Origin of the sequence: Pseudomonas sp. Q2-TVG4-2 (assembly GCF_013620795.1) — a bacterium.
In the GTDB taxonomy this organism is placed as follows: Bacteria; Pseudomonadota; Gammaproteobacteria; order Pseudomonadales; family Pseudomonadaceae; genus Stutzerimonas.
In genome coordinates, this window is sequence record NZ_LGLW01000005.1 from 1 (window position 1) to 24,632 (window position 24,632).

At 60.6% G+C, this 24,632-nt stretch carries 19 protein-coding genes; 8 read left to right on the forward strand and 11 right to left on the reverse strand.

The window, feature by feature from the left end:
* The 3 genes from H3028_RS11280 to H3028_RS11290 all read right to left on the reverse strand — a co-directional run.
* Positions 1–3,155 (reverse strand): efflux RND transporter permease subunit (locus H3028_RS11280; protein WP_181297122.1); only part of this gene is annotated, 3,155 nt, incomplete at its 3' end.
* Positions 3,152–4,597 (reverse strand): efflux RND transporter periplasmic adaptor subunit, encoded by a 1,446-nt coding sequence (locus tag H3028_RS11285; protein ID WP_181297123.1) that lies wholly within the window; start codon positions 4,595–4,597, stop codon positions 3,152–3,154. The genes H3028_RS11280 and H3028_RS11285, both read right to left, overlap by 4 nt.
* Positions 4,594–5,847 carry a TolC family protein gene (locus H3028_RS11290; protein ID WP_181297124.1) on the reverse strand — a complete coding sequence of 418 codons (1,254 nt, stop codon included), beginning with the start codon at positions 5,845–5,847 and terminating at the stop codon, positions 4,594–4,596. Before H3028_RS11290 ends, H3028_RS11285 begins: the two co-directional genes overlap by 4 nt.
* A gap of 968 nt (positions 5,848–6,815) precedes the next feature.
* Here H3028_RS11290 and H3028_RS11295 point away from each other — a divergent pair.
* Entirely contained in the window at positions 6,816–7,295 is a 480-nt protein-coding gene (locus H3028_RS11295) for a nuclear transport factor 2 family protein (protein WP_181297125.1), read from the forward strand.
* A 403-nt stretch (positions 7,296–7,698) separates the two neighbouring features.
* Here the strand turns inward: H3028_RS11295 and H3028_RS11300 are convergent, their stop codons facing one another.
* The 3 genes from H3028_RS11300 to H3028_RS11310 all read right to left on the reverse strand — a co-directional run bounded on the left by H3028_RS11300 (position 7,699) and on the right by H3028_RS11310 (position 10,404).
* Positions 7,699–8,670 carry a TAXI family TRAP transporter solute-binding subunit gene (locus H3028_RS11300; protein ID WP_168423683.1) on the reverse strand — a complete coding sequence of 324 codons (972 nt, stop codon included), beginning with the start codon at positions 8,668–8,670 and terminating at the stop codon, positions 7,699–7,701.
* A 110-nt stretch (positions 8,671–8,780) separates the two neighbouring features.
* Complete coding sequence (locus tag H3028_RS11305; RefSeq protein WP_181297126.1) at positions 8,781–9,134, reverse strand: RidA family protein; 354 nt, start codon at positions 9,132–9,134, stop codon at positions 8,781–8,783.
* A gap of 25 nt (positions 9,135–9,159) precedes the next feature.
* A complete protein-coding gene (locus tag H3028_RS11310; protein ID WP_181297127.1) occupies positions 9,160–10,404 on the reverse strand; it encodes a D-amino acid dehydrogenase in 1,245 nt (414 codons plus the stop codon).
* 126 nt (positions 10,405–10,530) lie between these two features.
* On the opposite strand from H3028_RS11310, the gene H3028_RS11315 reads away from it, so the two are divergent.
* Together H3028_RS11315 and zapE are read left to right on the forward strand one after the other, a co-directional pair.
* Positions 10,531–11,442, forward strand: coding sequence for a LysR family transcriptional regulator (locus tag H3028_RS11315; RefSeq protein WP_181297128.1), 912 nt, complete (start codon positions 10,531–10,533; stop codon positions 11,440–11,442).
* Between the two features lie 70 nt (positions 11,443–11,512).
* Complete coding sequence (gene zapE, locus H3028_RS11320) at positions 11,513–12,640, forward strand: cell division protein ZapE (protein WP_181297129.1); 1,128 nt, start codon at positions 11,513–11,515, stop codon at positions 12,638–12,640.
* A gap of 7 nt (positions 12,641–12,647) precedes the next feature.
* Here zapE and H3028_RS11325 read toward each other — a convergent pair whose 3' ends face one another.
* The gene (locus H3028_RS11325) at positions 12,648–12,926 is read right to left on the reverse strand and encodes a peptidylprolyl isomerase (protein WP_181297130.1); all 279 of its coding nucleotides are present in this window, start codon (positions 12,924–12,926) and stop codon (positions 12,648–12,650) included.
* Positions 12,927–13,169: 243 nt separating this feature from the next.
* Here H3028_RS11325 and H3028_RS11330 point away from each other — a divergent pair, with 243 nt between their 5' ends.
* From H3028_RS11330 to H3028_RS11345, 4 genes are all read left to right on the forward strand, one after another.
* Positions 13,170–14,258, forward strand: a complete 1,089-nt coding sequence (locus H3028_RS11330) for a gluconokinase, GntK/IdnK-type (RefSeq protein ID WP_181297473.1) — start codon at positions 13,170–13,172, stop codon at positions 14,256–14,258.
* Between the two features lie 41 nt (positions 14,259–14,299).
* Positions 14,300–15,577 (forward strand): TRAP transporter large permease, encoded by a 1,278-nt coding sequence (locus H3028_RS11335; protein WP_181297131.1) that lies wholly within the window; start codon positions 14,300–14,302, stop codon positions 15,575–15,577.
* Positions 15,578–15,674: 97 nt separating this feature from the next.
* Positions 15,675–16,691 (forward strand): TRAP transporter substrate-binding protein, encoded by a 1,017-nt coding sequence (locus H3028_RS11340; RefSeq protein ID WP_181297132.1) that lies wholly within the window; start codon positions 15,675–15,677, stop codon positions 16,689–16,691.
* Between the two features lie 67 nt (positions 16,692–16,758).
* Positions 16,759–17,778: a LacI family DNA-binding transcriptional regulator gene (locus tag H3028_RS11345; RefSeq protein ID WP_168423676.1), complete on the forward strand. Its 1,020-nt coding sequence runs from the start codon at positions 16,759–16,761 to the stop codon at positions 17,776–17,778.
* Between the two features lie 37 nt (positions 17,779–17,815).
* Here the strand turns inward: H3028_RS11345 and H3028_RS11350 are convergent, their stop codons facing one another.
* On the reverse strand, positions 17,816–18,730 hold the full coding sequence (locus H3028_RS11350; protein WP_168423675.1) for a LysR family transcriptional regulator: 915 nt from the start codon (positions 18,728–18,730) through the stop codon (positions 17,816–17,818).
* A gap of 141 nt (positions 18,731–18,871) precedes the next feature.
* Between H3028_RS11350 and H3028_RS11355 the strand changes: the two genes are divergently transcribed.
* On the forward strand, positions 18,872–20,098 hold the full coding sequence (locus H3028_RS11355) for an acyl-CoA dehydrogenase (protein ID WP_181297133.1): 1,227 nt from the start codon (positions 18,872–18,874) through the stop codon (positions 20,096–20,098).
* A gap of 294 nt (positions 20,099–20,392) precedes the next feature.
* Here the strand turns inward: H3028_RS11355 and xylB are convergent, their stop codons facing one another.
* The 3 genes from xylB to H3028_RS11370 all read right to left on the reverse strand — a co-directional run bounded on the left by xylB (position 20,393) and on the right by H3028_RS11370 (position 24,598).
* Positions 20,393–21,916, reverse strand: coding sequence for a xylulokinase (gene xylB / locus H3028_RS11360; RefSeq protein WP_181297134.1), 1,524 nt, complete (start codon positions 21,914–21,916; stop codon positions 20,393–20,395).
* 11 nt (positions 21,917–21,927) lie between these two features.
* A complete protein-coding gene (locus H3028_RS11365; RefSeq protein WP_181297135.1) occupies positions 21,928–23,406 on the reverse strand; it encodes a mannitol dehydrogenase family protein in 1,479 nt (492 codons plus the stop codon).
* 88 nt (positions 23,407–23,494) lie between these two features.
* Positions 23,495–24,598: an ABC transporter ATP-binding protein gene (locus H3028_RS11370; RefSeq protein WP_181297136.1), complete on the reverse strand. Its 1,104-nt coding sequence runs from the start codon at positions 24,596–24,598 to the stop codon at positions 23,495–23,497.
* Between the last annotated feature and the right edge of the window lie 34 nt (positions 24,599–24,632).

Genomic DNA, 24,632 nt, shown 5'->3' on the forward strand with positions numbered 1-24,632 from the left:
TCTCCAGTGGGGTTGGTTACTTGCTGGGGGGTGGCACGCAATTGCCGGCGGCGCATCAGCAGGTAGGCGGCCGGCAGAACGAACAGCGAGAGCAGCGGGGCGGTGATCATCCCGCCTACCATGGGCGCGGCGATGCGGCTCATGATTTCGCTGCCGGTCCCGCTACCCCAAAGGATGGGCAGCAGACCGGCGATGATCACGGCGACAGTCATGGCCTTGGGGCGAACCCGTTGTACGGCGCCTTCGCGGATCGCGTCGAGGAGGGCGCCCTCACTTTGAGCTCCGGCATCAATGCGCTCGATCCAGGCATTCTTTAGGTAAAGCAACATGATCACACCGAACTCTGCAGAAACCCCTGCGAGCGCAATGAAGCCGATACCTGTCGCGACGGAGAGGTTGTATCCCAGTAGATACAGGAACCAGACGCCACCGGTCAGGGCGAATGGCAGCGTAGCCATGATGAGCAGCGCCTCGCCAAAGCGGGCAAACGTGAGGTAGAGCAAGACAAAAATGATCAGCAAGGTAGCCGGCACGACGAGCTTCAGCTTCGCGTTAGCTCGCTCCATGAATTCGAATTGGCCGGAATAGCTGATGCTCATGCCGGACTCGAGCTGCACGCCTTCGCTAATCCTTTCCCTCAGATCGCCAACCACAGCCGCCATGTCGCGGCCACGGACATCGACGTAAACCCAACCCGACAGCCTCGCGTTTTCGCTTTTGAGCATTGGCGGCCCGTCGGTCACCTGTACCTTGGCCACCGTCCCCAAGGTGATCTGACTGCCTTGCGGCGTGTAGATAGGCAGGTTGCGCAGATCGGTTATCGAGTCGCGCCACTCCCGACCATAGCGGAGGTTGATCGGATACCTGGCGAGCCCTTCCACGGTTTCACCAATGGTTTGACCACCGATGGCACCGGCCACGATCGATTGCACGTCCGCGATATTCAGGCCGTAGCGTGCGGCGGCGACACGATCGATATCCACATCGATGTACCTGCCGCCGGTCAGTCTCTCAGCAAGCGCCGAACTGACCCCAGGTACCGTTTTGGCGATCTGCTCGACCGCCAGGGTCGCTTTGTCGATTTGCGCCAGGTCCGTGCCATATACCTTCACACCTATCGGGCTCTTTATCCCCGTCGCCAGCATATCGATGCGGTTGCGAATCGGAGGGATCCACAGATTGGCCAATCCAGGTACTTGTACGGTGCGATCCAACTCCTCAACCAGCTTTTCAGGCGTCATCCCAGGGCGCCATTGATCCTTCGGCTTGAACTGAATGGTCGTCTCGAACATTTCCAGCGGGGCGGGATCAGTAGCGGTGTCGGCTCGACCAGCCTTACCGAACACGTGTGCGACTTCTGGAACCGTTTTGATGAGCCGGTCTGTCTGTTGCAATAGTTCAGAAGCTTTCTGAGCTGAAAGGCCTGGTAACGCAGTGGGCATATAAAGAAGGTCGCCTTCATCCAGCGGTGGCAAGAACTCCCCACCGAGGCGAGAGGCGGGCCACAAGCCAGTCAGAAAAACCAGAACCGCCACAAGCAGGGTCGCCTTGGGCCAGCGCAGTACCGCGTCCAGGGCCGGCTTGTAGATCCAGATGAGGCCACGGTTGAGCGGATTGCGGTGTTCATCCGGGATCTTGCCCCGTATCCAATACCCCATGAGCACCGGAACCAGCGTTACCGACAGACCCGCGGCCGCTGCCATTGCATAGGTTTTGGTGAACGCCAGTGGGCCAAACAGCCGGCCTTCTTGCGCCTCCAGGGTGAACACTGGAATGAACGACAGCGTGATGATCAGAAGGCTAAAGAACAGTGCCGGCCCCACCTCAACAGCTGCGTCAGTAATGACTTTCCAGTGCGCCTGGCCTTTCAATGTGGAATCAGGATGCCGCTTGTGCCAGGCCTCAATGTGCTTGTGGGCGTTTTCGATCATGACGATTGCTGCATCGACCATCGCTCCGATCGCGATCGCGATGCCACCCAAAGACATGATGTTTGCGTTGATGCCTTGCCGCTGCATGATCACAAAGGCGATCAATATGCCGATCGGCAACGAAACGATCGCGACCAGAGATGAGCGCAGATGCCACAGGAATAGTGCGCAAACCAGCGCAACGACGATGAATTCCTCGATGAGCTTGTGGGTGAGGTTTTCAACGGCACTGTCGATCAGCTTGCTACGGTCGTAAGTCGTGACGATTTCGACACCTTCGGGAAGGCTCGCTTTGAGCTCATCGAGCTTGGTTTGAACGGCAGCGATGGTTTCCCGAGCGTTCTTGCCGCTACGCAGGATCACAACTCCACCGACTACCTCACCTTCGCCGTCAAGCTCGGCAATACCTCGGCGCATTTCCGGGCCGAGCTGGATATGCGCAACGTCCCCTAGCGTCACGGGCACGCCACCGTCGAGACGCAAAGGAATGGCTCGAAAATCCCCGAGCGTCTTCAGATACCCTGTCGCACGAACCATGAACTCGGTTTCCGCGAGTTCCAGAACACTCCCGCCGGTTTCACGGTTGGCCTCGTCGATCGCCTTTGCAATCTGCTGCTGCGTCACGCCCCTGCTGGCCATGCGTATAGGATCCATTACGACCTGGTACTGCTTGACCATCCCGCCTATGGGCGCGACTTCCGCCACGTTGGGCAGTGTCTTCAGTTCATAGCGCAGGAACCAATCTTGCAAAGAGCGCAGCTGCGAGAGGTCATGTTTGCCTGTTCGGTCTACCAAAGCATATTGGTAGATCCAACCGACACCCGTGGCATCAGGCCCCAAGGCGGGTTTGGCGGCGGCGGGAAGCCGACTCTGCACCTGGCTCAGGTACTCCAGCACCCGCGAACGGGCCCAATAGAGGTCTGTGCCGTCCTCGAACAGGACGTACACGTAGCTATCCCCGAAGAAGGAGTAGCCGCGGACCGTCTTCGCGCCGGGGACAGACAGCATGGTCGTCGTCAGCGGGTAGGTGACCTGATTCTCGACAATCTGGGGCGCCTGCCCTGGGTATGGCGTGCGAATGATGACCTGAACGTCGGAAAGGTCTGGCAACGCATCAACAGCGGTGTTCTTGACCGACCAGACACCCCAGGCCACCGCGAACACAGTAGCCAGCAGGATCAGGAAGCGGTTGGCCACCGACCATCGGATTATGGCTGCGATCATTGCTGGCCCCCCAGCTTCTCGATGCGCTCGATGACCAGGCCTTCGTCGCTTTCACGCACGCCAACACGGACGCGGTCGTCGATGTGCAAGCCTGACAGCAGGGATTGATCGGCAGCCGGAAAGGACATGGTCATCCCAGGCATGTTCAGCGTCTTGAACGGCCCATGCGACAGGCCAACCATGCCATCTTCCAGGCTGACGATCGTACCTTCAGCCTCGTGCAGCGCAGGTTCTGTAGAAGTTGCAGGCTTCTCCAAGCCCTGAGCGGTCAGCCCGCGTAGGCTCGCCTCTGAATCGAGGAGAAACTGACCGGACGCCACGACCTTCTGACCGGCTTCCAGCCCTTCAAGCACCTCTGTCTGGTCATTGAACTCTCGGCCGATGCGGACCTCAACGGGGCGGTAACGGCCTTCATTCTCAGCCAACATCACCAATGCTCGCCGGCCGGTGCGAATGACCGCCTCGGATGGGATGACCAAGACATCCTCAACGTTGCGACTCAACGTCACCTCGGCCGTCATGCCGGGGCGAAGCCGCTGCTGCGGGTTAGGTAGTTCGACCCGGACACGCACAGTGCGGCTATCCAGGTTGGCTTGCGATAGTACGGCCTGGATCGTGCCTTCCAGAGATTCACCTGCAAAGGCGGGGAGGCGCGCGGTGACTGACTGCCCTGGCGTCAGATTGGTGATCTGCGCCTCAGGCACAGCTATCTCTAGCCATACCGTCTCCAATCCATTGACGCGTGCGAGAGATGCGCCGGCGGGTACGGTCATGCCCTCGCGAACGTCGAGGCTGTTCAGCACGCCGCCGATTGGGCTCGTTACGGTCCAAACGGGGCGCGCTTTACCGGTTCGCTCCAGCTGAGCAATGACATCTGCCGGCATGCCGGCGAGGCGTAACCGCTGTCGGGCCGCCGCGAGCAGTTGGGGTTGGCCGACCCCTTTGAGCGCCAGGTACTCCTCCTGTGCAGCTGCCCATTCGGGAACCAAAAGATCGGCTAGCGGCGCGCCTTTTTCGATGACATCCTCCGGTGCTCGGTCGTAAACGCGCTCGACAAAGCCACCGGCACGCGCCTGCACAACCGCCACGTCTCGCTCGTCAAACATCAACGCGCCTGTCGCTTCGAGCGACTGGCTAATCGATTCACGTGTTGCGGTCGCCAGACGCATACCAAGGTTCTGCGTCACGCTCGGATCGATGCTAATGGACGCCCCGTCACCGCCTTCATCGGCATAGCGAGGAACAAGGTCCATATCCATAAAGGGGGATTTGCCTGGCTCGTCGAATTTCTGTTGCGGATACATGGGGTCGTACCAATAAAGCACCTCCTTTTCTTCTTCCGCTTGCGCGAACACAGAGGTAGACAGACCGACAATGCCCACAGTACCGATAATCAGCGGAAGGCTTAGGACGAGGGCCAGCCGCTTGAGTTGAAATGTCATGGTCGGGTATCTCCAAAGGCAAAATGCAGGCGGGCGTTGCTCAGCGATCGGTCGCGGGCTACGTCAATACGACGCAGGCGAGTCTCGACGAGCTGGCGGCGCGCATCGATCACAGCGGTCAGTTCGCCGGTCCCGGCGCGGTAGTCCGCCATGGCAAGGCGGACCTTTTCCTCGGCGAGTGGCAGTAGGGTTTCTTCAACACGTACGAACGCGCGGTCAAGGCGCTGATATTCAGCCAGGTCGGCGGCCAGCTCCTGGTTATGCATACGCAACGCCGCTTGGCGCTGCGCCTCGATCTGTGTGAGGCGCGCTCGCTCAGCCGCGATCTTTGGATCCTGTCGAGAGCTGGTAAATAGCGGCAGGTCGAAACTGACGCTGAGGTTGACCATGTCGCCGTACTCTCTGCCACGATGCAGGTAGTCGACGCCCCAACTCCAGTCCGGTGTTTTTTCGGCTACGGCCTGGCGCACCCTGGCCTCCGCCTGTTCAGTCATCGGATCAAAAGCGAGCAGGTCTGGATGTCGCTGAAGGTTGTGCTGGTAATGATCGAAATTCTCAAGCCATTGCGGCCAAGTGCCGGTAAGTGGCTCGCTTGCCTCGTTACCGATCCAGCGGCGAAGCTCGGCCCGTGCAACAGCCTGATTGCGTAAGAGTTCGTCCTCTTGCTCAGCCAGCAATGCGGCCTCTTGCTTTGGAACCACGCTATCTGCGGCTTGGCCGCGGCCACCGGCAATGCGTGCTGTGACAGCCCGCGAGAAAAGCTGGTTCTCACCATAGAGCTGTTTGAAGAGATCGAGTTTCTGCTCGACCGCGAAGGCGGCAATCCACGCCTCGGCAGTGTTTTGCCGCACTTTCAGCCGCTCAATGGTCTGTTGGATACCGGCGAGCGCTACATCGGCTTCCGCCGACTCGACACGCGCACGCCTTTTCGCTCGATTAGGTACGTCTTGCATGACCCCGACCATCTGCATGGTCATGAAGTCTTCATCCAGCCGCCAACGTTGCTCGCCTTCAATGGGCACGTTTTGCAAGCCAAGTTTCAGCTTTGGGTCCGGTAGTTCACCTGCTGGAATGGCTGCGCTACGCGCTGCCTCTAGGTTGGCCCGCTGAGCATCGAGTGATGGTGCTTCTTGCTCGGCCAGGCTCAAGGCCTGCTCCAAGGTTAGAGCGAAAGCGGACCCAGGCAGGCCAAAAGCGCCCGCCAGCAGGGCGGCCGAAATGGCACAAGCCCGCAAATCTTGGGGTTTCATGGTCAATGATTCCTGATCTTCCATGCGAGCCAGAGGCGCGCGAATTCAGCCCAGATTTCTACGGCTGGGAGGTGTTTAGGAGGGGATCGGAATCAGACCCGAGGTGGATGCCAGATGGGCTCAAGCGCTAAGGACGGAGCGAGGCCAATAGAAGGGGAGGGGCGATGTGAGTGAGGAAAATAGACCGCTGGCTTTTCCGTTAAGCTCTGAAGCATGCTGCTTGTTTGGCATTCCTGGCCGTTTTTGCAGACGCCTTGGTACTTGTGAAGGTGTTCCTGTGCGCAGCAGTCATGCTCAGCATCCATCGCCTGGTTCGCAACAGGATTCACGGATTCGGCAGGTATCGTGGGGTTTCCGGTCGTCATCAGCATTTGCGCCATCCCGGTAACTGGGATAGCGACACTGAGGATCAATGAAAAGCACAACCGGATGAACAACTTCATGAGATCAGTTTATTGAGTCCGAGCTTTTGGCACAACGGGCCTGCCGATAGATAAGCGTGTTTGTAATCAAGCCTCCACGAGGCTGAGTGGTTGGCTTAACAGGGGCACCCTACAGAGCGCTTGCTGTCAGCAGCCTGTTGTTTACATTACCGTTTTGTCAGAAACCGGAAGCCTGACAGCGTTTGGTCGAAGCTGGTCACGCCGATGGCTTCCAGTGGCCCGCCTAGGTCTGCCTGCGCCTGCCATGAAGGCAGGCGGCCCCAGCCGAGCCCTGCTCCAAAGTGTGAACTTCCCATGCTGCGTGTTTGCCCGGCAGGACACCGAGCGTTCGGTCTTCCGAGAGCCTGGCTGTCGAACACGAGGAAGTGGTGCGGCAACTTCTTGTCCTGGTAGATGGCGCCACGGCAGTTGCGATGCTAAACCGATCAGGCAGATGCCGCGATTGTGCAGGCAAGGCTGCCGATCTGCCTCTGCGAGTCAATTCGCCTAGAGAAAGGCAATAGCCATCAACCACGAGGTGATGCCATGTCATCGGAAAGTGATACACGTCCTCCGCTGCCGCCGTTCACGCGGGAAACCGCCATCCAGAAAGTGCGCCTTGCCGAAGATGGCTGGAACAGCCGCGACCCTGCCAAAGTGGCTCTTGCCTACAGCCTGGATACCCGCTGGCGTAATCGCGCCGAGTTCGCCAATGGCCGCGATGAGGCTCGTATGTTTCTTGAACGCAAGTGGGCCAAGGAGCTTGAGTATCGGCTGATAAAGGAGCTTTGGGCATTCACCGACAACCGCATTGCGGTGCGGTATGCATACGAATGGCGCGACGATTCCGGCAATTGGTACCGCTCCTACGGGAACGAGAATTGGGAGTTCAGTGAGGATGGGCTAATGCTGAACCGCTTCGCGTCCATCAATGATCTGCCGATTAACGAATCCGAGCGCAAGTTTCGCTGGCCGCTTGGCCGTCGGCCCGATGGTCACCCCGGGCTATCCGAACTGGGACTCTGATTACAGGCCGCCAACAGCCTTTGCCAGCGAATCCGTTGCGTTTGAACGTCGTGGCGAGCGTGTAGGTTTGCAGCGAGGGGTCTCCCAGGATGCGATGCTGCTAGCTGCTAGCTGCTAGCTGCTAGCTGCTAGCTGCGAGATCGAGGGATACATGCCTGGGGCTTAATCCACAGAAACTGTGGATAACGAGGTGGATATCTATCACTGAATCGCTTCAGTCCTAGGAAGGACGAGGCCTCGCTACGGATTGGGTGTTTTTCAGCCAGCCAGCCAGATGCTTTTGTCTTTCCATTCAATAAGTTATGTGTACTGGTGGCTCGGCCTAACCGTGGCGAGATCTCCACCAAGGCACCTGTTTCACTAGACGGAAATGCACCGCCCAGTCGGGGGCGGTGCGGTCCGGTTACAGCCAGCCCTGCTCTTTATAGAACCGTTCGGCACCCTCATGCAGCGGGGCGGTGAGGCCAACACGAATCATGTCCTTGGCTTCCAGATCGGCAAACGCCGGATGCAGACGCTTGAAGCGGTCGAGGTTGTCGAACACGGCCTTGACCAGCTGATACACGATTTCGGGATCGGTATTCGCAGTTGTAGCCAGCACTGCTTTGCCGCCGATCGAAGGCACCGCTTCATCGACACCAGGGTAGAGCCCTGCCGGAATCTCCGCGGTGGTGTAGTAGTCGGCACCCTGCAGAAACTTCTCGATTTCCGGGCCGTTGATCGGTATCAGCTCGGCCTCGACATTGGTAAGCGCCTCCTGAATGGCACCGCTGGGATGGCCGACCACATAGGTGATCACGTCGAGGTTGTTGTCACCGAGCGCAGAGGCCATCTCCGCAGGCTTAAGCTCGCCAGCCAGGGCGAAGTCGGCGTTGGTCCAGCCCTTGGCCTTCATTACCTCGTCGAAGGTGTCGCGGCTACCTGAGCCCGGTACTCCAATATTCACCCGCTTGCCCTTCAGGTCATCGAACGATTCGATGCCGCTGTCGCTTCGGGCCACCACAGTGAGAATTTCTGTCTGCAATGAAAATACCGCACGAAGTTCTTCGATCGGGCCGCCCTTGTCGAACGGAGCGAGGCCATTCAGGGCCTTGTGCTGGTGATCGGACTGGATGAAGCCGAACTCATACTCGCCGTTTTCCAATGACACGATATTGGTCACGCTGCCTGCTGTGGAGGGTGCATTGCACTTGATCGCCGGTTGCACTTCGGCGCGGTTTAGGAAGCGGCAGACCGACTGGCCCGCCGTGTAATAGACGCCGGTCTGACCGCCGGTACCGATGGTGACGAAACGTTCTTGGGCCGCAGCTGTAGCGGCACCCAGAGCGCTCGCCAAGGCGCAGCTCAGCAAGCCGATGCGAATGTTCTGCTTCATCGTGTATCCCTCTTTTGTTTTTGTTGGTTGGGTTAGCTGCCATGGTCGTCCATGACGATCATGGCGGTATTTCAGTGGCCGCCGCCGGAGGAGAACCGGTGCCTAGCCGCTCAAGTGGCGGCGGCGATCACCATGATTTCCACGAGGACATTCGGCGAGGCGAGGCGTGCTTCCACTGTCGCCCGCGCCGGGGCGCTGCCGCTTGGTAGCCAGTCGCACCAGACCGTGTTCATCGCTGCGAAATCGGCATCGATGTCCTTCAGCCAGATCTGGGCGCTGAGTATCTGCGAACGATCGGAACCGGCTTCGGCCAGCAGGCGGTCTATTTTGGCCAGCACTTGGCGGGTCTGCCCGGCGGCGTCTTCGCCACGGTCATCCGGCACCTGCCCGGCGAGGAAGACCAGATTGGCGAAGGTTACGGCGGCGGACATGCGTTCATTGCAGTTGAAACGTTGGATCGTCATGTGTACTCCTTCTTGAGTTGTGCAATCAGGACGCTAGGGTCAGGCCGTCCAGCGCAACGGCGGGGCGCTGGTCGCCAATCAAATCGCAAAGAATATCGGCACTGCCACAGGCCAAGGTGAAACCGAGGCTGCCGTGGCCCACGTTGAGCCAGAGGTTGCCGAGCGCGGTAGCGCCAAGAAGCGGTGTGCCCTCCGGGGTTGCCGGGCGCAAGCCCGCCCATTGGGTAGCGCTGCGATAGTCACCTGCGGCCGGAAAAGTGTCGCTCGCCAGACGTTGCAGCATGGAGATCCGCCCCCGATCCACGTTGGCGTCCCACCCACCAATATCGACCATCGCCGCAACCCGCAGCTGATCGCCAAGGCGCGCGTACACCACCTTGTTGTCATAGTCGGTCACGTTGGTTTCCGGAATTCCGGCATGACTGCTCAACGGCAGCGTTAGGCTGTAGCCCTTGAGCGGATAGACCGGTAGTTCAATACCGAGTGGTTGTAACAGTGCTCCGCTGGCGGCACCGGCGGCAATGACCAGATGATCCACTTCCAGCTGCTCCTTGCCGAGCATGAGTGAGCGAACGCGGCCGTGATCGCTATGCAGCCCGCTGACCGCCTGGCCGCAGCGCAACCGGAAATTCGGCGATTGCTCCAAGCGTTGGAGGAGCCTTCGACAAAACAGATGGCAATCGGCAACCTCGTCGCCAGGCGAATAGATGCCGCCCCGCAGCTTGCCAGCCAAGGGCTGCAGGGCGGGCTCGATGTCTGTGCATTGCTGGGCATCCAGTACCAATTGACCCGCACTCGCGTCGAGTCCGGCCGCTGCCTTGTCAAAACTGGTTTGATCACGATAGATCACCAGCTTGCCGTTGGCGCGCCAGGCGAAGTCACCCAATGCGTCCTCTTCGCGCCAACGGCGCAAGATCTCTTGGCTATGCAGGGCGAGACGCAGTAGGTGTCGTGCGTTGCGTTGATTGGTCGAGCGTCGGCAGGCGAGCAGGAAACGCAGGCACCAGCGCCATTGCCGGGTGCTGATTTTCGGTCGGAACCGCAAGGGCGCGCCGTTACCGCGCAGCATCCATCCAAGCGCCTGCAAGGGCACACCTGCATCGGCGAGCGGCGATACGTAACGGTAGCTGAGCTGACCGCCGTTGGCGAAGCTGGTCTCCAGCGCAATTTGATCACGCTTTTCGATCAGCTCGACTTGATGGCCCCGGCACACCAATGCATAGGCCGTCGTCAGCCCGATGACGCCACCACCAATTACCGCAATCCGCATCGTGTCGCTCCGTGAGGGTAGGAGACAGCAGCCTAGAGCCACCATGAGCGGAACGACTAATGAAAGAATGGAGCCACCCCATAACCTGAGGCTATGCTCCGTCCGACCCGACCAGAGGATTTGGGCATGCGCCTTCGTCATATCGAGCTGTTTCAGGCCATCTTGCAGACCGGCAGCCTGACCGCCGCCGCGCAGCTGTTGCATATCTCACAACCGGCGGCGAGTAAGATTCTCAAGCATGCCGAACAGCAACTGGGGTTCACGCTGTTCAGCCGTGTGCGTGGCAAACTCCAGCCGACCGCCGAGGCGCGCATCCTGCAGCAGGAAACCGATCGACTGGCGTCCGATCTCCAGAATATTCGGCGCCTGGCCGGCAACCTCGGGCGGGGCGAAGCGCGTGCGCTGCGGCTGATCTGCACGCCGGCATTGGCACAAGCGCTGGTGCCCGAGGCGCTGCGCCGCTGGCGTACTCGCTTTGCCAGGACGCAATGTCATCTGGCAACCCAGCACACTGCGGAGATCGTCGAGGCGTTGCTGCTGCGCGAAGCGGATCTCGGGCTGACTCTGCAGACTGTCGAGCATCCCGGTCTCACCAGCCAGCTCCTCGCGCAAGGGCAGATGAAGATAATCGCTCCGGCTGGCTGGTGGCCCGAGGAAGTGCTTTCCCAACCCTTTCGCCTGGAACAACTGGCCGATGCACCCTTGATCGGTCTGGATACGCATGATGCGCTTGGCGGTTTGCTGCGCGGTCATTTGGAGGCGCTCGATCCGCCGCCGCGCATCGATACGTGGGTACAGACCTACCAGCTGGCACGCACGCTGGTTGCCGCCGGACAGGGGCTCGCGCTGGTCGATCCGCTCACAGCACTGCCTGGTGACGGGCAACCCATTCAGGCACGTCCGCTGGAACCGGTGATTCCGGTGCCGCTGTATGCTCTGGTGAGAGCGCAGGAAGTAGCGCCCGCAGCGCAATTGGAATTACTCGATCAGGTGCGCGAGCAGGCGCGGATATTGATGAGCGAGCAGCGCAGACCGTAATCGACGGCGACCTGCTCTCCAGTCCCGCCTGCGCTACCATCGCGGCCAACCTCAACATGGGCCGAGTTCAATGGATCACAGCTCACCGCTTGCCCTGTATCAGCAAGCCATCGCCCGCGAGGGCTTCGTCAGTGACATGGCCCAGCTGCGTGCTGTCGAGTGCCTGCAGCACTGCCATGATGTGCTGCATGACAAGGCGATCACCGAGCCACCACGCAGCGTGTATCTCTGGGGTCCGGTGGGGCGCGGCAAAACCTGGCTGATGGACATGTTTCATAGCAGCTTGCAGGTCCCGTCACGCCGGCAGCACTTTCATCGCTTCATGCGCTGGGTGCATATCCGCCTGTTCCAGCTCAATGGCACCGCTGACCCGCTGCAGGCGCTCGCCAGAGAACTGAGTGAAGAGGTCCGTGTGCTGTGCTTCGACGAGCTGTTCGTAGGCGACATCGGTGATGCGATCATCCTGGGCCGCTTGTTTCAGGTCATGTTCGAACATGGCGTGGTCATCGTTGCCACCTCCAACCAACGGCCAGACCAGCTGTACGCAGATGGCTTCAATCGTGAGCGCTTCATGCCAGCCATCGAGGCCATTGGACTGCACATGCAAGTCATCAACGTGGACGGCGGCGAGGACCACCGACTGCGTCCCGGTACTGCGGTGCAACGTTATTGGATCGCCGCGTCAGGCACGCCGAGCGCGTTGCCAATGGTATTTGACGAGCTGGCGGGCGATGAGGATGTAAGCGCTGATCCGGTGGCGATCGGCCGGCGTTCGCTGCAAACAGTGCGCAGCAGCCAGTCGATACTCTGGTGCCGCTTCGCCGATCTTTGCGAGCGGCCATTTTCTGCGCTGGATTTCATCGAGCTTTGCGATCGGTTCTCCGCGATCTTGATCGGCGCCGTGCCGAAGCTTGGCGGCGAGCAGAGGGGAGGCCCCATCGCACGTGGTACCGAAGATGCCGCTACACGAGTAGAAGCGGGGGATCGTGAGCTGCCGAAGTTGGCCGCTCGCGACGATTCGGTCAGGCGCTTCATTGCACTGGTTGACGAATGCTACGACCGTGGCGTGCCTTTGTACCTTGAGGCCGAGGTGGCACTGGAGGCGCTTTATACACAGGGTTATCTATCGTTTGCGTTTCGCCGCACACTGAGCCGGTTGCGGGAAATGCAGTTGCAGCGATTTGGTGCGTCGAACTGAGCGCGGGTCAATCACGATAAAATACCTGCACCAAGTGGTAGCCGAACTGGCTTTTCACCGGGCCGTGCACCTCGCGCAACGGCTTCTTGAAAATCACCTGATCGATACTGCGGACCATTTGCCCAGGCCGAACCTCACCCAGATCGCCCCCTTTCTTGCCGGACGGGCAGGTCGAGTATTTCTTCGCCAGCACGTCGAACGCCTCGCCGTTAGCGATGCGTTTTTTCAGTTGCGAGGCTTCGGTTTCGGTTTTTACCAGAATATGGCGGGCCATGGCTTTGGGCATTCGGTTCTCCTCAGATGCGGCGGCGATTGTAGTCAGGGCACCGGCAAAACCGAAACGAGATCTTCCAGGTAAACGACCGTTCAGCGGCGCGCTGACCCGACGAACGGTAGTTATGATGAGCTTATGTTAGCGCTACCATCGAGCCCAACAATCATAACGCAGCACCTCGATGCTGCCGGAGAACCAATGGTGGATTCCCACTCCCACAGTGATGTTTCTGCGACCGGCCGCGCGCTGGTGGTGATGGGCGTCAGCGGGTCGGGCAAGACCGACACCAGCCATGCCGTCGCCGATGCACTGGGTTTTCGTCATATCGAAGCCGACCATTTCCACCCTGAAGAAAACGTCGCCCGTATGCGTGCCGGTACGCCATTGTCGGACGCGGACCGCGTCGAGTGGCTGCAGAAGCTGGTCATCGAGATGCAACGTGCCATCGACGACGATGTCGGCTTCGTACTCGCCTGCTCGGCGCTCAAGCGGCGCTATCGCGACCTGTTGCGCGATGCGGTTCCTGAACTACGGTTCAGCCATCTGTCTATCGATTACGACACCGCGGTCCAGCGGGTCGGCGGACGTGCCGGGCATTTTATGCCGATCTCCCTGGTGGACAGCCAGTTCGCCACGCTCGAATCCCCAGAAGGGGAACCCGGCGTGCTGGTGGTGGATGCCAGCCAACCGCGTGAGCAGGTCGTCGAGGAAATCGTCGACTGGATGCAGCGCGAACCGGGCCTGGAGATCGTTGATCGTGAGGACCTTTCTGCGCGCCCGCTTGATAGCGCTAACAGAGCCGTAGAGCACGGTGCGGAATTGACCAGTCCTCCCATATATACCGGAAGGGTTGCGCAGGGCTTCGATCGCATCACCGACTGGCTGATGGCGGCCTTGCTCGCGTTCATGGTGATCGTCGTGTTCAGCAGTGTGGTGCTGCGCTACGCATTCGGTACCGGCTGGACCGGTGCCGAGGAGCTCTCGCGGCTGGCCTTCGTATGGCTGGTCTTCGTCGGTGTCGCCTCCAGCATGCGCCGTGGCGAGCTGATGGCATTCAGCATGATCCGGGATCGCTTTCCTGAACTGTTCCGCCGCGTTGTCGATTCGATCAGCTGGCTGATGGTGGCAGCTGCCAGCGGCATGGCGGCCATGGGCGGATGGAACCAGATGCAGTTCGGCTGGACGATCAACAGCCCGGTAGTGGGCTATCCGTTGGCGATGGCGATGCTGCCGGTCATGGTCAGCATGGTGGCATTGGCGGTGCTGGCGTTGCTGCAGTTGGTCAATGTTTGGCGTGGACAGCCGCAGCCGCCGGCTGCCGATGCCAACGTAACGGCCGATTGACTCCCCGATAACAATAGGGCAATGCCCGCCGAGGTTCTTGCATGACTGTCGTGGTCTTTCTTTCTTCACTGTTCGGTTTCATGGCGTTCGGCATGCCGATCGCGTTCGCGCTGATCCTCACCGGCGCGGTGCTGATGTGGTATTTGGATTTCTGGGACGTACAGCTGCTGGCGCAGAACCTCCAGGCCGGTGCCGACAGCTTCCCGCTGCTGGCGGTACCTTTCTTCATTCTCGCCGGAGAGCTGATGAACGCTGGCGGAATTTCGCGGCGTATCATCAACATGGCGCAAGCCTATTTCGGGCACAAGCGGGGTGGGCTCGGCTACGTCGCCATTGCCGCCTCGGTACTCCTGGCGAGCATGTCCGGTTCGGCCCTGGCTGACACTGCCGCATTGGCGACCCTGCTTTTGCCGATGATGCGCGAGCGTGGCTATCCGCTGAGTTCGTCATCGGGCCTGGTCGCGGCGGGCGGCATCATCGCGCCGATCATTCCGCCATCCATGCCTTTCGTTATTTACGGAGTAGTGACCAATACGTCCATCAGCCAGCTGTTTCTCGCGGGCATGGTGCCGGGTCTCATCATGGGGGTCGGCCTGGTTGTCGCCTGGACTTTGATCGCGCGGAAAATCGACGAACCACCACAGGAAAAGGCCACCGGCGCCGAGCGTCGTAAGGCCCTGGTCGATGGCGCGGCTGCGCTGATGCTGCCGGTAATCATCGTTGGTGGCTTGCGTTTCGGCCTGTTCACCCCGACAGAAGCAGCTGTAGTGGCAGCGGTCTATGCCCTGGGCGTTTCGACCCTGCTGTACCGCGAGCTCAGCTGGAGCGGTGTGATCGAAGTACTGACCCGCGCGAGCCGGACCACGGCCTCGGTGATGTTCCTCTGCGCCGCTGCCATCGTCTCGGCCTACATGATCACCCTGGCGCAGCTACCGGACGAGATTGCCTCAATGCTCGGCCCATTGGCGCAGGACCCGAAGCTGCTGATGGTCGCGATCATGGTGCTGATGATCGCAATCGGTATGGTGCTCGACCTGACGCCGACCATCCTCATACTCGGGCCTGTGCTGGCGCCGATCGCCGTGAAGGCCGGTATCGATCCGGTGTACTTCGGCGTGATGTTCGTACTGATCGGCTCCATCGGACTGATCACGCCGCCGGTTGGCACGGTGCTCAACGTTGTCGGCGGGATAGGTCGGTTGCGCATGGAAACGTTGGTACGCGGGGTCATCCCGTTCTTCATGATCTATCTGGTGATTGTCGCACTGCTGATTGCCGTGCCCTCGATCATCACAGTGCCGCTGCAATGGCTGCGTTAACGGAACGAGCGCCCGCGCCGGCTGGTTAGCGCGAGCCCCCGGTCTTTTTTCCTGGCAGAGAAGCTTCATCCACCACAACAACAAAAGGTACGACAGCATGAAACGATTGCTCATAGCCGCCCTGGCGGCCACCACACTTGGCAGCGCCATCACCGCGGTCAGCGCTCAAGCAGCTGATGATATTCGTCCTCGGATGATCCGCTTCGGCTATGGCCTCAACGAGGACAGCAACCAGGGCAGGGCGGCGAAGGTACTTGCCGAAGAAATTGCCAAGGCCTCCGATGGCAAACTCAAGGTGCGTACCTTCGCCTCGGCCAGCCTTGGCTCGGACGACCAGATGCAAAATGCGCTGATGGGTGGCGCGCAGGAGATGATGGTCGGCTCGACGGCGACGCTGGTCGGGATCGCCGAAGAGATGGCGGTCTGGGATACCCCGTTCCTGTTCGAGAGCGAGAAACAGGCGGATTACGTGCTGGATGGCCCGGTCGGGCAGAAGGTCATGGATGCGCTGGAAGAGAAAGGCCTGGTCGGCCTGGTCTACTGGGAAAACGGCTTCCGCAACCTGACCAACAATGTGCGGCCGGTGGAGAAGATGGAGGACTTCAACGGCATCAAGCTGCGCGTGATGCCCAACCCTGTATTCATCGACACCTTCAAGCTGATGGGCGCCAACGCTGTCCCGCTGCCGTTCTCCGAGCTGTTCACAGCGCTGGAAACCAAGGCGGTCGACGGCCAGGAAAACCCCTACAACACCATCCTCTCCTCGAAGTTCTATGAGGTGCAGAAGTACCTGAGCGTGACCAATCACGTCTATAGCCCATGGATCGTCACGGCGTCCAAGCGTTGGTGGGATGGGCTATCCGAGACCGAACAGAACATCATCATGGAGGCGGCGAAGACGTCGCGTGATTCGGAGCGCCAGGATACCCGCGCCGAAGCTCAGCAGGCCCTGGCAAAAATCAAAGAGCTGGGCATGGAAATCAACAAGGTCAGCCCGGAAGAGATCCAGCGCATGCGCGAGCAGGCCAAGCCGGCGATTCAGACCGTGATCGATACGGTCGGCGAGCCGCTGTTCAACGAAGTCCAGGCGGAAATTGCTAAAGCTCCGAAGTGAACTGGCGCGCCCCTGCGGGGGCGCCATCCCGTTATAGAATTCCCGCCCCTGGTCGCTGGATGCCACTATGAGTTCTCGCCGTCGTCGTTCTCTGGAGCGGGCTACGCTCTCCGACGTTGCCCGCAGCGCCGGCTGTTCCCTGATGTCCGCTTCGCGCGCGCTGTCGCAACCGGAACGGGTGTCGGACGCGTTGCGCGAACGTGTGATGGCGGCCGTCAAGTCCCTGGGCTACGTCCCGCATACCGCCGCGCGCAACCTCGCCAGCGCAAGGTCGAATCTGGTCGCGGTAATCATCCCATCGCTGTCAAACGCGGTGTTCGTCGATACCGTTGAGGCCGCCCAGCGTGTACTGATGCCGGCCGGCTACGAGCTGATGATTGGTGTCAGTCATTACCATCCCGAAGAAGACGAACGCTTGCTGCGCGCCTATCTGGCGCATCAGCCGGCGGGCCTTCTGGTTACCGGTTTCGAACGCAGTGATGCTGCGCGCGAAGTGCTTGGCAGCTACACCAGCCCCATCGTGACGCTGATGGAACTGAGTGATGCGGAGGAGGACTACTGCGTCGGTTTTTCCCAATACGAGGCGGGCGCAGCGATGACGCGCAAGCTGCTCGAACGCGGTTATCACCACATCGCGTTTGCCGCCGCCCAGCTTGACCCACGTACGCTCCAGCGCGCCGAGGGTTATCGCCAGGCGATGCGTGAAGCGTCGCGCTACGATGCCGCGTTGGAACTGCTGACGCCGCAGGTTTCGTCCATCGGGCTGGGCGCCGAGTTGTTGGATCGGTTACTGGCGCAGCATCCGGAAATCGATGCGATTTTCTTCAACAATGACGATCTGGCGCTAGGCGCGTTGTTTCGGGCTCGTCAGCTGCAGTTGCCGGTGCCGGAGCGGCTAGCGATCGCCGGATTCAACGATCTGCCGGCTGCCGCCTGGATGCATCCGGCCCTGACTACGGTACGGACCATTCGCGGCGAGATCGGTACCCTCGCGGGGCAGATGCTGCTCAGCCTGATGCGCGGAGAACCGCCGTCGCAACGGCGGATCGATGTGGGATTCGAAGTGGTGATGCGCGACAGCGCATGAATTGACGCCGGCAAGCATGGTGCCTGCCGGCGTACGGCTATTCGGCTTGCTGCGCCGCGGTGACTTGCTGAGCGATCTCGATCATCTGCTCGCGCATCCAGCGGTTGGCTGGATCCTGATCGGTACTCTCATGCCAGTAAATGTGGGTTTCCAGCGGCGGAATTTCCACTGGCAGCGGCGCTTGATGCAAGTCATGACGACGGGCGAAACGCTCTGGAACCGTGACGGCCATGTCCGTGTGCTGAATGACCTGAGTGGCCATCATGTAGTGCTGCGAGCGCAGGGCGATCTTGCGCTGCTGCCCCATCTTACCGAGCGCCAGATCGACCATGCCCAGACCGCTGCGACGGCTGGAGATGTGGATGTGTGACAGTGACAGATATTCCTCGACGCTGAGCTTGTCCTTCGCCAGCGGATGACCGCGGCGCATGGCACAGACGTAGCGATCTTCCAGCAGTTTGACGTGGCGAACCTGAGGATCGGTATTGAGCGGGGCGTCCATGGCGAAATCCAGGCGGCCGGCGGCCAATTCCTTGGTGGTTTCGCGTCGCTTGGCGAGCATGCTCTCGATCTTCACGTTCGGCGCCAGGCGACGCAGGCGCTGGAACAGGGGCGGCAGCACGACCGCCTCGGTGAGGTCAGTCATGCTGATACGAAAGGTCTTGTTTGCCTGTAGCGGATTGAAGGTGCGGCTTTCCTGCACTGAGACGCGCAGCAGCTGCAACGCATTGCGCACCGGGCCGATGATGTTCTGCGCCATCGGCGTAGGCACCATGCCTTGTGCGGTACGCACGAACAGCGGATCGTTGAATGTCTCGCGCAGACGGGCCAGTGCGTTTGAAACGGCAGGCTGGGTGATGCCGACGATTTGCCCGGCACGGGTCAGATTGGCCTCGGTGTAGATGGCGTCGAAGACGATAAACAGATTGAGATCGACCTTGTTCAGGTTCATTTCCGCAAGCTCTCCGGCTGGGTTATTTGCGTCGATCATATATCGGTTATGAATGTTTATACACGAGGAAAATAGCTTAGATAAATCCAAACCGCTGCACTAGCATCCTTCTCACATCACCAAATTCGAAGAAGGTTGCCCATGGATTTCGCCTACTCCCCCAAGGTTCAAGAGCTGCGTGAGCGCGTTCAGGCGTTCATGGACGCGCATGTCTACCCCGCCGAGACAATCTTCTATCAGCAGGTCGGCGAAGGCGACCGCTGGCAGCCGACCGCCATCGTCGAGGAACTCAAGGCCAAGGCCAAGGCCGAGGGGCTGTGGAATCTGTTCCTGCCAGACTCCGAACTCGGCGCCGGGCTGACCAACACCGAATACGCTCCGCTGGCCGAGATCATGGGAAGCTCGGGCCTCGGCCCGGAGGCGTTCAACTGCTCGGCACCGGACACCGGCAACATGGAAGTCCTGGTGCGCTACGGCAGCGAAGCGCATAAGAAGCAGTGGCTAGAGCCGCTGCTGCGCGGCGAGATTCGCTCGGCCTTCGGCATGACCGAGCCGGGCGTGGCCTCGTCCGATGCCACCAACATGCAGGCCCGGGCCGTTCGCGAAGGCGATGAGTGGGTCATCAATGGGCGTAAGTGGTGGACTTCGGGCGCCTGCGATCCGCGCTGCAAGGTGATGATCTTCATGGGGCTGACCAACCCGGACGCACCGCGCCACCAGCAGCACTCGATGATTATGGTGCCGATGGATGCTCCGGGCCTGAAGGTGCTGCGTCCGCTTCCGGTCTTCGGCTACGACGATGCCCCGCATGGCCATGCCGAAGTGCTGCTGGAGAACGTTCGCGTGCCCTATGAGAACGTGCTTCTCGGTGAAGGCCGTGGCTTCGAGATCGCTCAGGGCCGCCTTGGCCCAGGCCGTATTCATCATTGCATGCGCTCCGTCGGCGTCGCCGAACGGGCCCTGAAGCTAATGTGCCAGCGGTCCGTCGACCGCACCGCCTTTGGCAAGCCGCTGGCACGCCTGGGCGCCAATCTGGACCACATCGCCGAGTGCCGCATCGAGATCAACATGGCGCGTCTACTGACACTCAACGCTGCCTACATGATGGACACGGTGGGCAACAAGATCGCCGCGAGCGAGATCGCTCAGATCAAGGTCGTCGCGCCGAACGTGGCGTTGAAGGTGATCGATCGCGCCATTCAGATTCACGGTGGTGCGGGCGTCTCCGAGGATTTCCCGTTGGCACATTGGTACGCCATGCAGCGCACCCTGCGCCTGGCGGACGGCCCAGACGAAGTGCATCGCGCATCCATCGCCAAGCATGAGCTGGGCAAATACGTGTCGCGGGAAATGCTGCGTAGCCGTTGAGGCATCGCTAGCACCAAAGGCTAGAACCAGAGGCAAAGCCACGAACAGTGGCTTTGCCTTTTTTATGCATTCGTCTGAATGGCCTGCTGAACACCCATCGCGGAGCAAGCGCTCCTACAACACAGAGTTCGGATCGCCAGCAAGCTGGCTCCTACAAGTGCTGTGCTGCTTAGCTTTTGTAGGAGCGAGCCTGCTCGCGATTAGGGGTAAGACAATCACGCATTTCGCGAGGAATGACTTGAGTCCTTTTGCGGGTAACAGCCCTGCAGTAAGCCTAAGGACATGCCCGGTTCGTCACGGCGCAACTGTCGTTAGATCCGGTGGCGTTTGCTGGCCGTACGTGGCCGTGACCAGCTGCCGGTAGCGCCGGTAGGCCTGTTCATAGCCCTGAACTGCCTCGGGTCCAGGCTCGACGGCGGTTGCTTCATCCAGGCCGACGCAACGTTCGCAAATCTCGATAAGGCTGGCTTGAGAATCGCTTTGTCTCGCATGGCACCAGGCAGCCTGGATCGCACCACCCAGCGCCGCGGCTTCGCTCTGCGTGGTGCAGACCACCGGCGTCGCCATCATGTCGGCGACAATCTGCCGCCACAGTGGGTTTCTCGCGCCGCCGCCGATCAGTTGAATCCGCTCGCTGCGAATTCCGCTCTCACGGAGCAAATCCAGCCCGTAACGCAAGCCGAAGGTCACGCCCTCGACCACGGCGCGGCAGAGATTGGCACGGGTCAGGTTGTCTGCTGTCAGGCCGTGCAGGCTGGCTGTGGCCTGAGGCAGGGCGGGCACGCGCTCGCCATTTAGGAAAGGCAGCAGGGTTACGCCTTCTGCCCCAATGGGGGCCTGCGCCACCAGCGCATTGAACTGATCGAGGTCAAGCTGCAGCAAATCACGGATGGCGCCGTTCGCGTTGGTCAGGTTCATCGTGCAGATTAGCGGCAGCCAGCCCCCGCTGGATGAGCAGAAGGTCGCCACCGATGGCTGCGGGCTGATCCGTGGTTCTTCGGCAAAGGCATACAAGGTGCCGGATGTGCCGAGGCTCATGGTAATGGCGCCAGGGTGGATATTGCCCGTACCGATGGCGCCCATCATGTTGTCGCCGCCGCCGCTCGAAACGATCGCATTCGGATTCAGGCGCAGGCGCTGCGCCAATTCGGGACGGAGTGTGCCGACAGCTTTATCAGGTCCGATCAGCTCAGGCAGCGCGGCTTCGAGTCGTCCATTGGCATCTATATGACGCAGTATCTCCAAGTCCCAATGCCGCGTGTGCACGTCGAAATAGCCAGTGCCGGATGCATCGCCGTACTCGGTGCTGTAGCGACCGGTCAGCCAGTAATTCAAGTAATCGTGGGGCAGGAGGATATGGGCGATACGCTCGAACAGCTGAGGATGTTGCTCTTTCATCCACAACAGCTTCGACACCGTGTAACCCGGTGCGATGACCACGCCCAGTCGTTCCAGAGAACCACGTTCTCCACCCAGCCAGTGCAAGAGCCGCTGATTCTCTGCGGCGGATTCGGTATCACACCAGAGCTTGGCGGGCCGTAGAACCTGACCTTCGCTATCCAGTGTGACCAATCCGTGTTGCTGTCCGGACACTCCGACCCCGAGCACCTGATCGCCCGCCACCCCGGCTTCGGCGAGCGCCGCCGCGGCTGCCGATTCGAATGCAGCAGTCCACTGCTCGACGTGCTGTTCGCGGCGGCCGTTCGGGCCGCTGATGAGTTCATGGCTGGCCGAACCCTGGCCCAGCACCTGTCCGCTCGCTGCATCGAGCAGCAGTGCCTTGGTGCCTTGGGTGCCGCAGTCGATACCGAGAAACATGGCGTGCTCCGTCAGCGGGTCAGCAACAGGTCGAGGGTGCCGCTTACCCCCAGTGTGCCCAGGCGCAGCAGGTTGCGCTCGAAGGCATCGCGAAACGCCAGGGAACGGGGGATCTGTGTGCCGAAGATCTCTTCGCGGCCGAGTAGCCGCTCAGCCAGGCCCTCGTCCTCATCGACCAGCGATTGGCAGAATTCCGCACGCGGATCGAGAATTCGGTACCGATCGCCGTTCTCATCGATACCTCTGAGATAAAGCGCCCAGGCAGCGACCACCAGCGCGGCGCGATCCAGCTCGGCGTTTTCGGCGATGAGGCGGTTGATGGTCGGAACCGTGAATTTGGAGAACTTAGAGGAGCCGTCCGAGCACACCCGCTCCAGCTGATCGGCGATGGCACAGTTCGAAAAGCGTTCGATCAGCGTCTGCTTGTACTGCGCCAGGTCGATGCCCGGTACCGGTTCAAGCTGTGGTGTCACGTCCTCGTCCATGTAGCGGCGGATGTACTCGACGAATAGCGGATCGGCCATGGTTTCGTGCACGTATCGGTAGCCGCGCAGGACGCCCAGGTAGGTCAGCGCAAGGTGGCTGCCGTTAAGCAGCTTGATCTTCATTTCTTCGTAGGGCGCGACGTCGTCGGTGAATTGCACACCGACCTTTTCCCAGGCAGGCCGACCGGCGACGAACTTATCCTCCAGCACCCATTGCACGAAGGGCTCGCACACGACCGGCCAGGCGTCGTCGACCCCGTGCTGTTGCCTCAATGCCTGGCAATGGGCGACGCTCGTCATTGGCGTAATGCGATCGACCATTGCGTTGGGAAAACTGACGTTGCGTTCGATCCAACTGGCCAGCTCGGTGTCGATCAAACTGGCAAAAGCCAGCGTTGCCTTGCGGGTAACGTCTCCGTTATGCGGCAGGTTATCGCAGGACATGACGGTGAAGGGCCCATTGCCTGCATCGCGGCGTTTGGCAAAGGCTGCACAGAGCAGCCCGAACACGCTGATCGGGGTGCTTGGATGGGTCAGGTCGTGTTGGATGTGGGGCAGCGCGGCATTGAACTGGCCGGTGCTCTCATCCATGCAGTAGCCGCCTTCGGTTATGGTCAGCGAGACGATGCGGATCGCCGGATCGGCCAGCCGGGCAACTACCGCCTCGGAGCCGTCCTGAGTGACCAACAGCATGTCGCGGATGCTCCCCATTACCCGCACTTCGGTATCCGGCCGGTCGTCCAGTTCGATCAGGGTGTAGAGATAGCCCTGCGCTGTCAGCGCGTCGCGCATGGTGATCTCATCGGCCCGCGTGCCGATGCCGCAGATACCCCAATCGAGGCCTTCACCTGAGTTCATCAGGGCGTCGGTGTAGGCCGCTTCATGAGCACGGTGAAAACCGCCAACCCCGATGTGGGCGATGCCGGTGCTTATCGATTGAATGTCATAAGACGGCCGGCCGATATGCGCCGGAAGCTGCGGCAGGTTCTGCTGGTTCAACTTCATTTCAGATCTCGCTGACTGAGCGTTCAGTGGAGCAGCGCTTGGCAACGCTGCCAGGTAGCGATGGTTGCTTCTGCAAAGGAGGACGGCTTCAGGCGACCTGCTGCATTGGCTGGCCGACCGCCAGACCGGCGCTGTCGAACAGGTGGCAGTGGGCGGCGTCCAGGGTTAGCTTCAACGATTCGCCGTAGCGTGGCGTGAAGTCGCCGCGGATGCGCATGGTCAGCGGCTCACCGGCCTGACTGATGACGTGGCAGTAGGTATCGCTGCCGAGTCGCTCGCTGACGTCGGCCTTGACCTCCAGCTGACAGCTGCCGTCAGTGCTGCGATTGAGATGCTCGGGACGGATGCCCAGCGTGACCGGATCGCCGGCCGAGAGTGCGGCACCACCGAGTGGCAGATACAACCGGCATCCAGCCTCGAGCTCGACTTCACAACCGGCGGGTTCGGCCCGGCTGACGCGGCCCTTGAGAAAGCCCATCTTTGGTGTACCGAGAAACCCCGCAACGAACAGGTTGGCCGGGTGATGGTAGAGCTCCATCGGCGAGCCGACCTGCTCGATGCGCCCGCCGTTGAGCACCACCACCTTGTCGGCCAGGGTCATGGCTTCGACCTGATCATGGGTCACGTAGATCATGGTGGCCTGCAGCTCTTGATGCAGGCGTGACAGCTCGAGACGCATCTGCACGCGCAGCGCAGCGTCGAGGTTCGATAGGGGTTCGTCGAAGAGGAATACCTTGGGGTTGCGCACGATGGCGCGGCCGATGGCAACACGCTGACGCTGGCCTCCGGAGAGCTGGCGGGGTTTGCGCTCGAGCAGCGGCTCCAGTTCCAGCGTCCGGGCGGCAGCCTCAATCTTTCGCGCCACCTCCTGCTTGTCGGCCCCGGCCAGGTCGAGGGCGAAGGACATGTTCTTGCGCACCGTCATGTGCGGATACAGCGCATAGGTCTGGAACACCATGGCCAGGTCGCGCTTGGCCGGGCTGAGGTCGGTGATGTCGCGACCATCGAGTTCGATCTTGCCGCTGCTGACTTCTTCCAACCCTGCGATCAGGCGCAGCAAGGTGGATTTGCCACAGCCGGACGGTCCGACAAAAACCACGAACTCGCGGTCGCGGATGTCCAGGTCGATGCCTTTGATGATCTCGTTGCCGTCGAAGCCTTTCTTCAGGTTATGAACTTTCAGGTCTGCCATGTTCGAATCCTCTGTTGTTCTTTAGGGCGGCGGC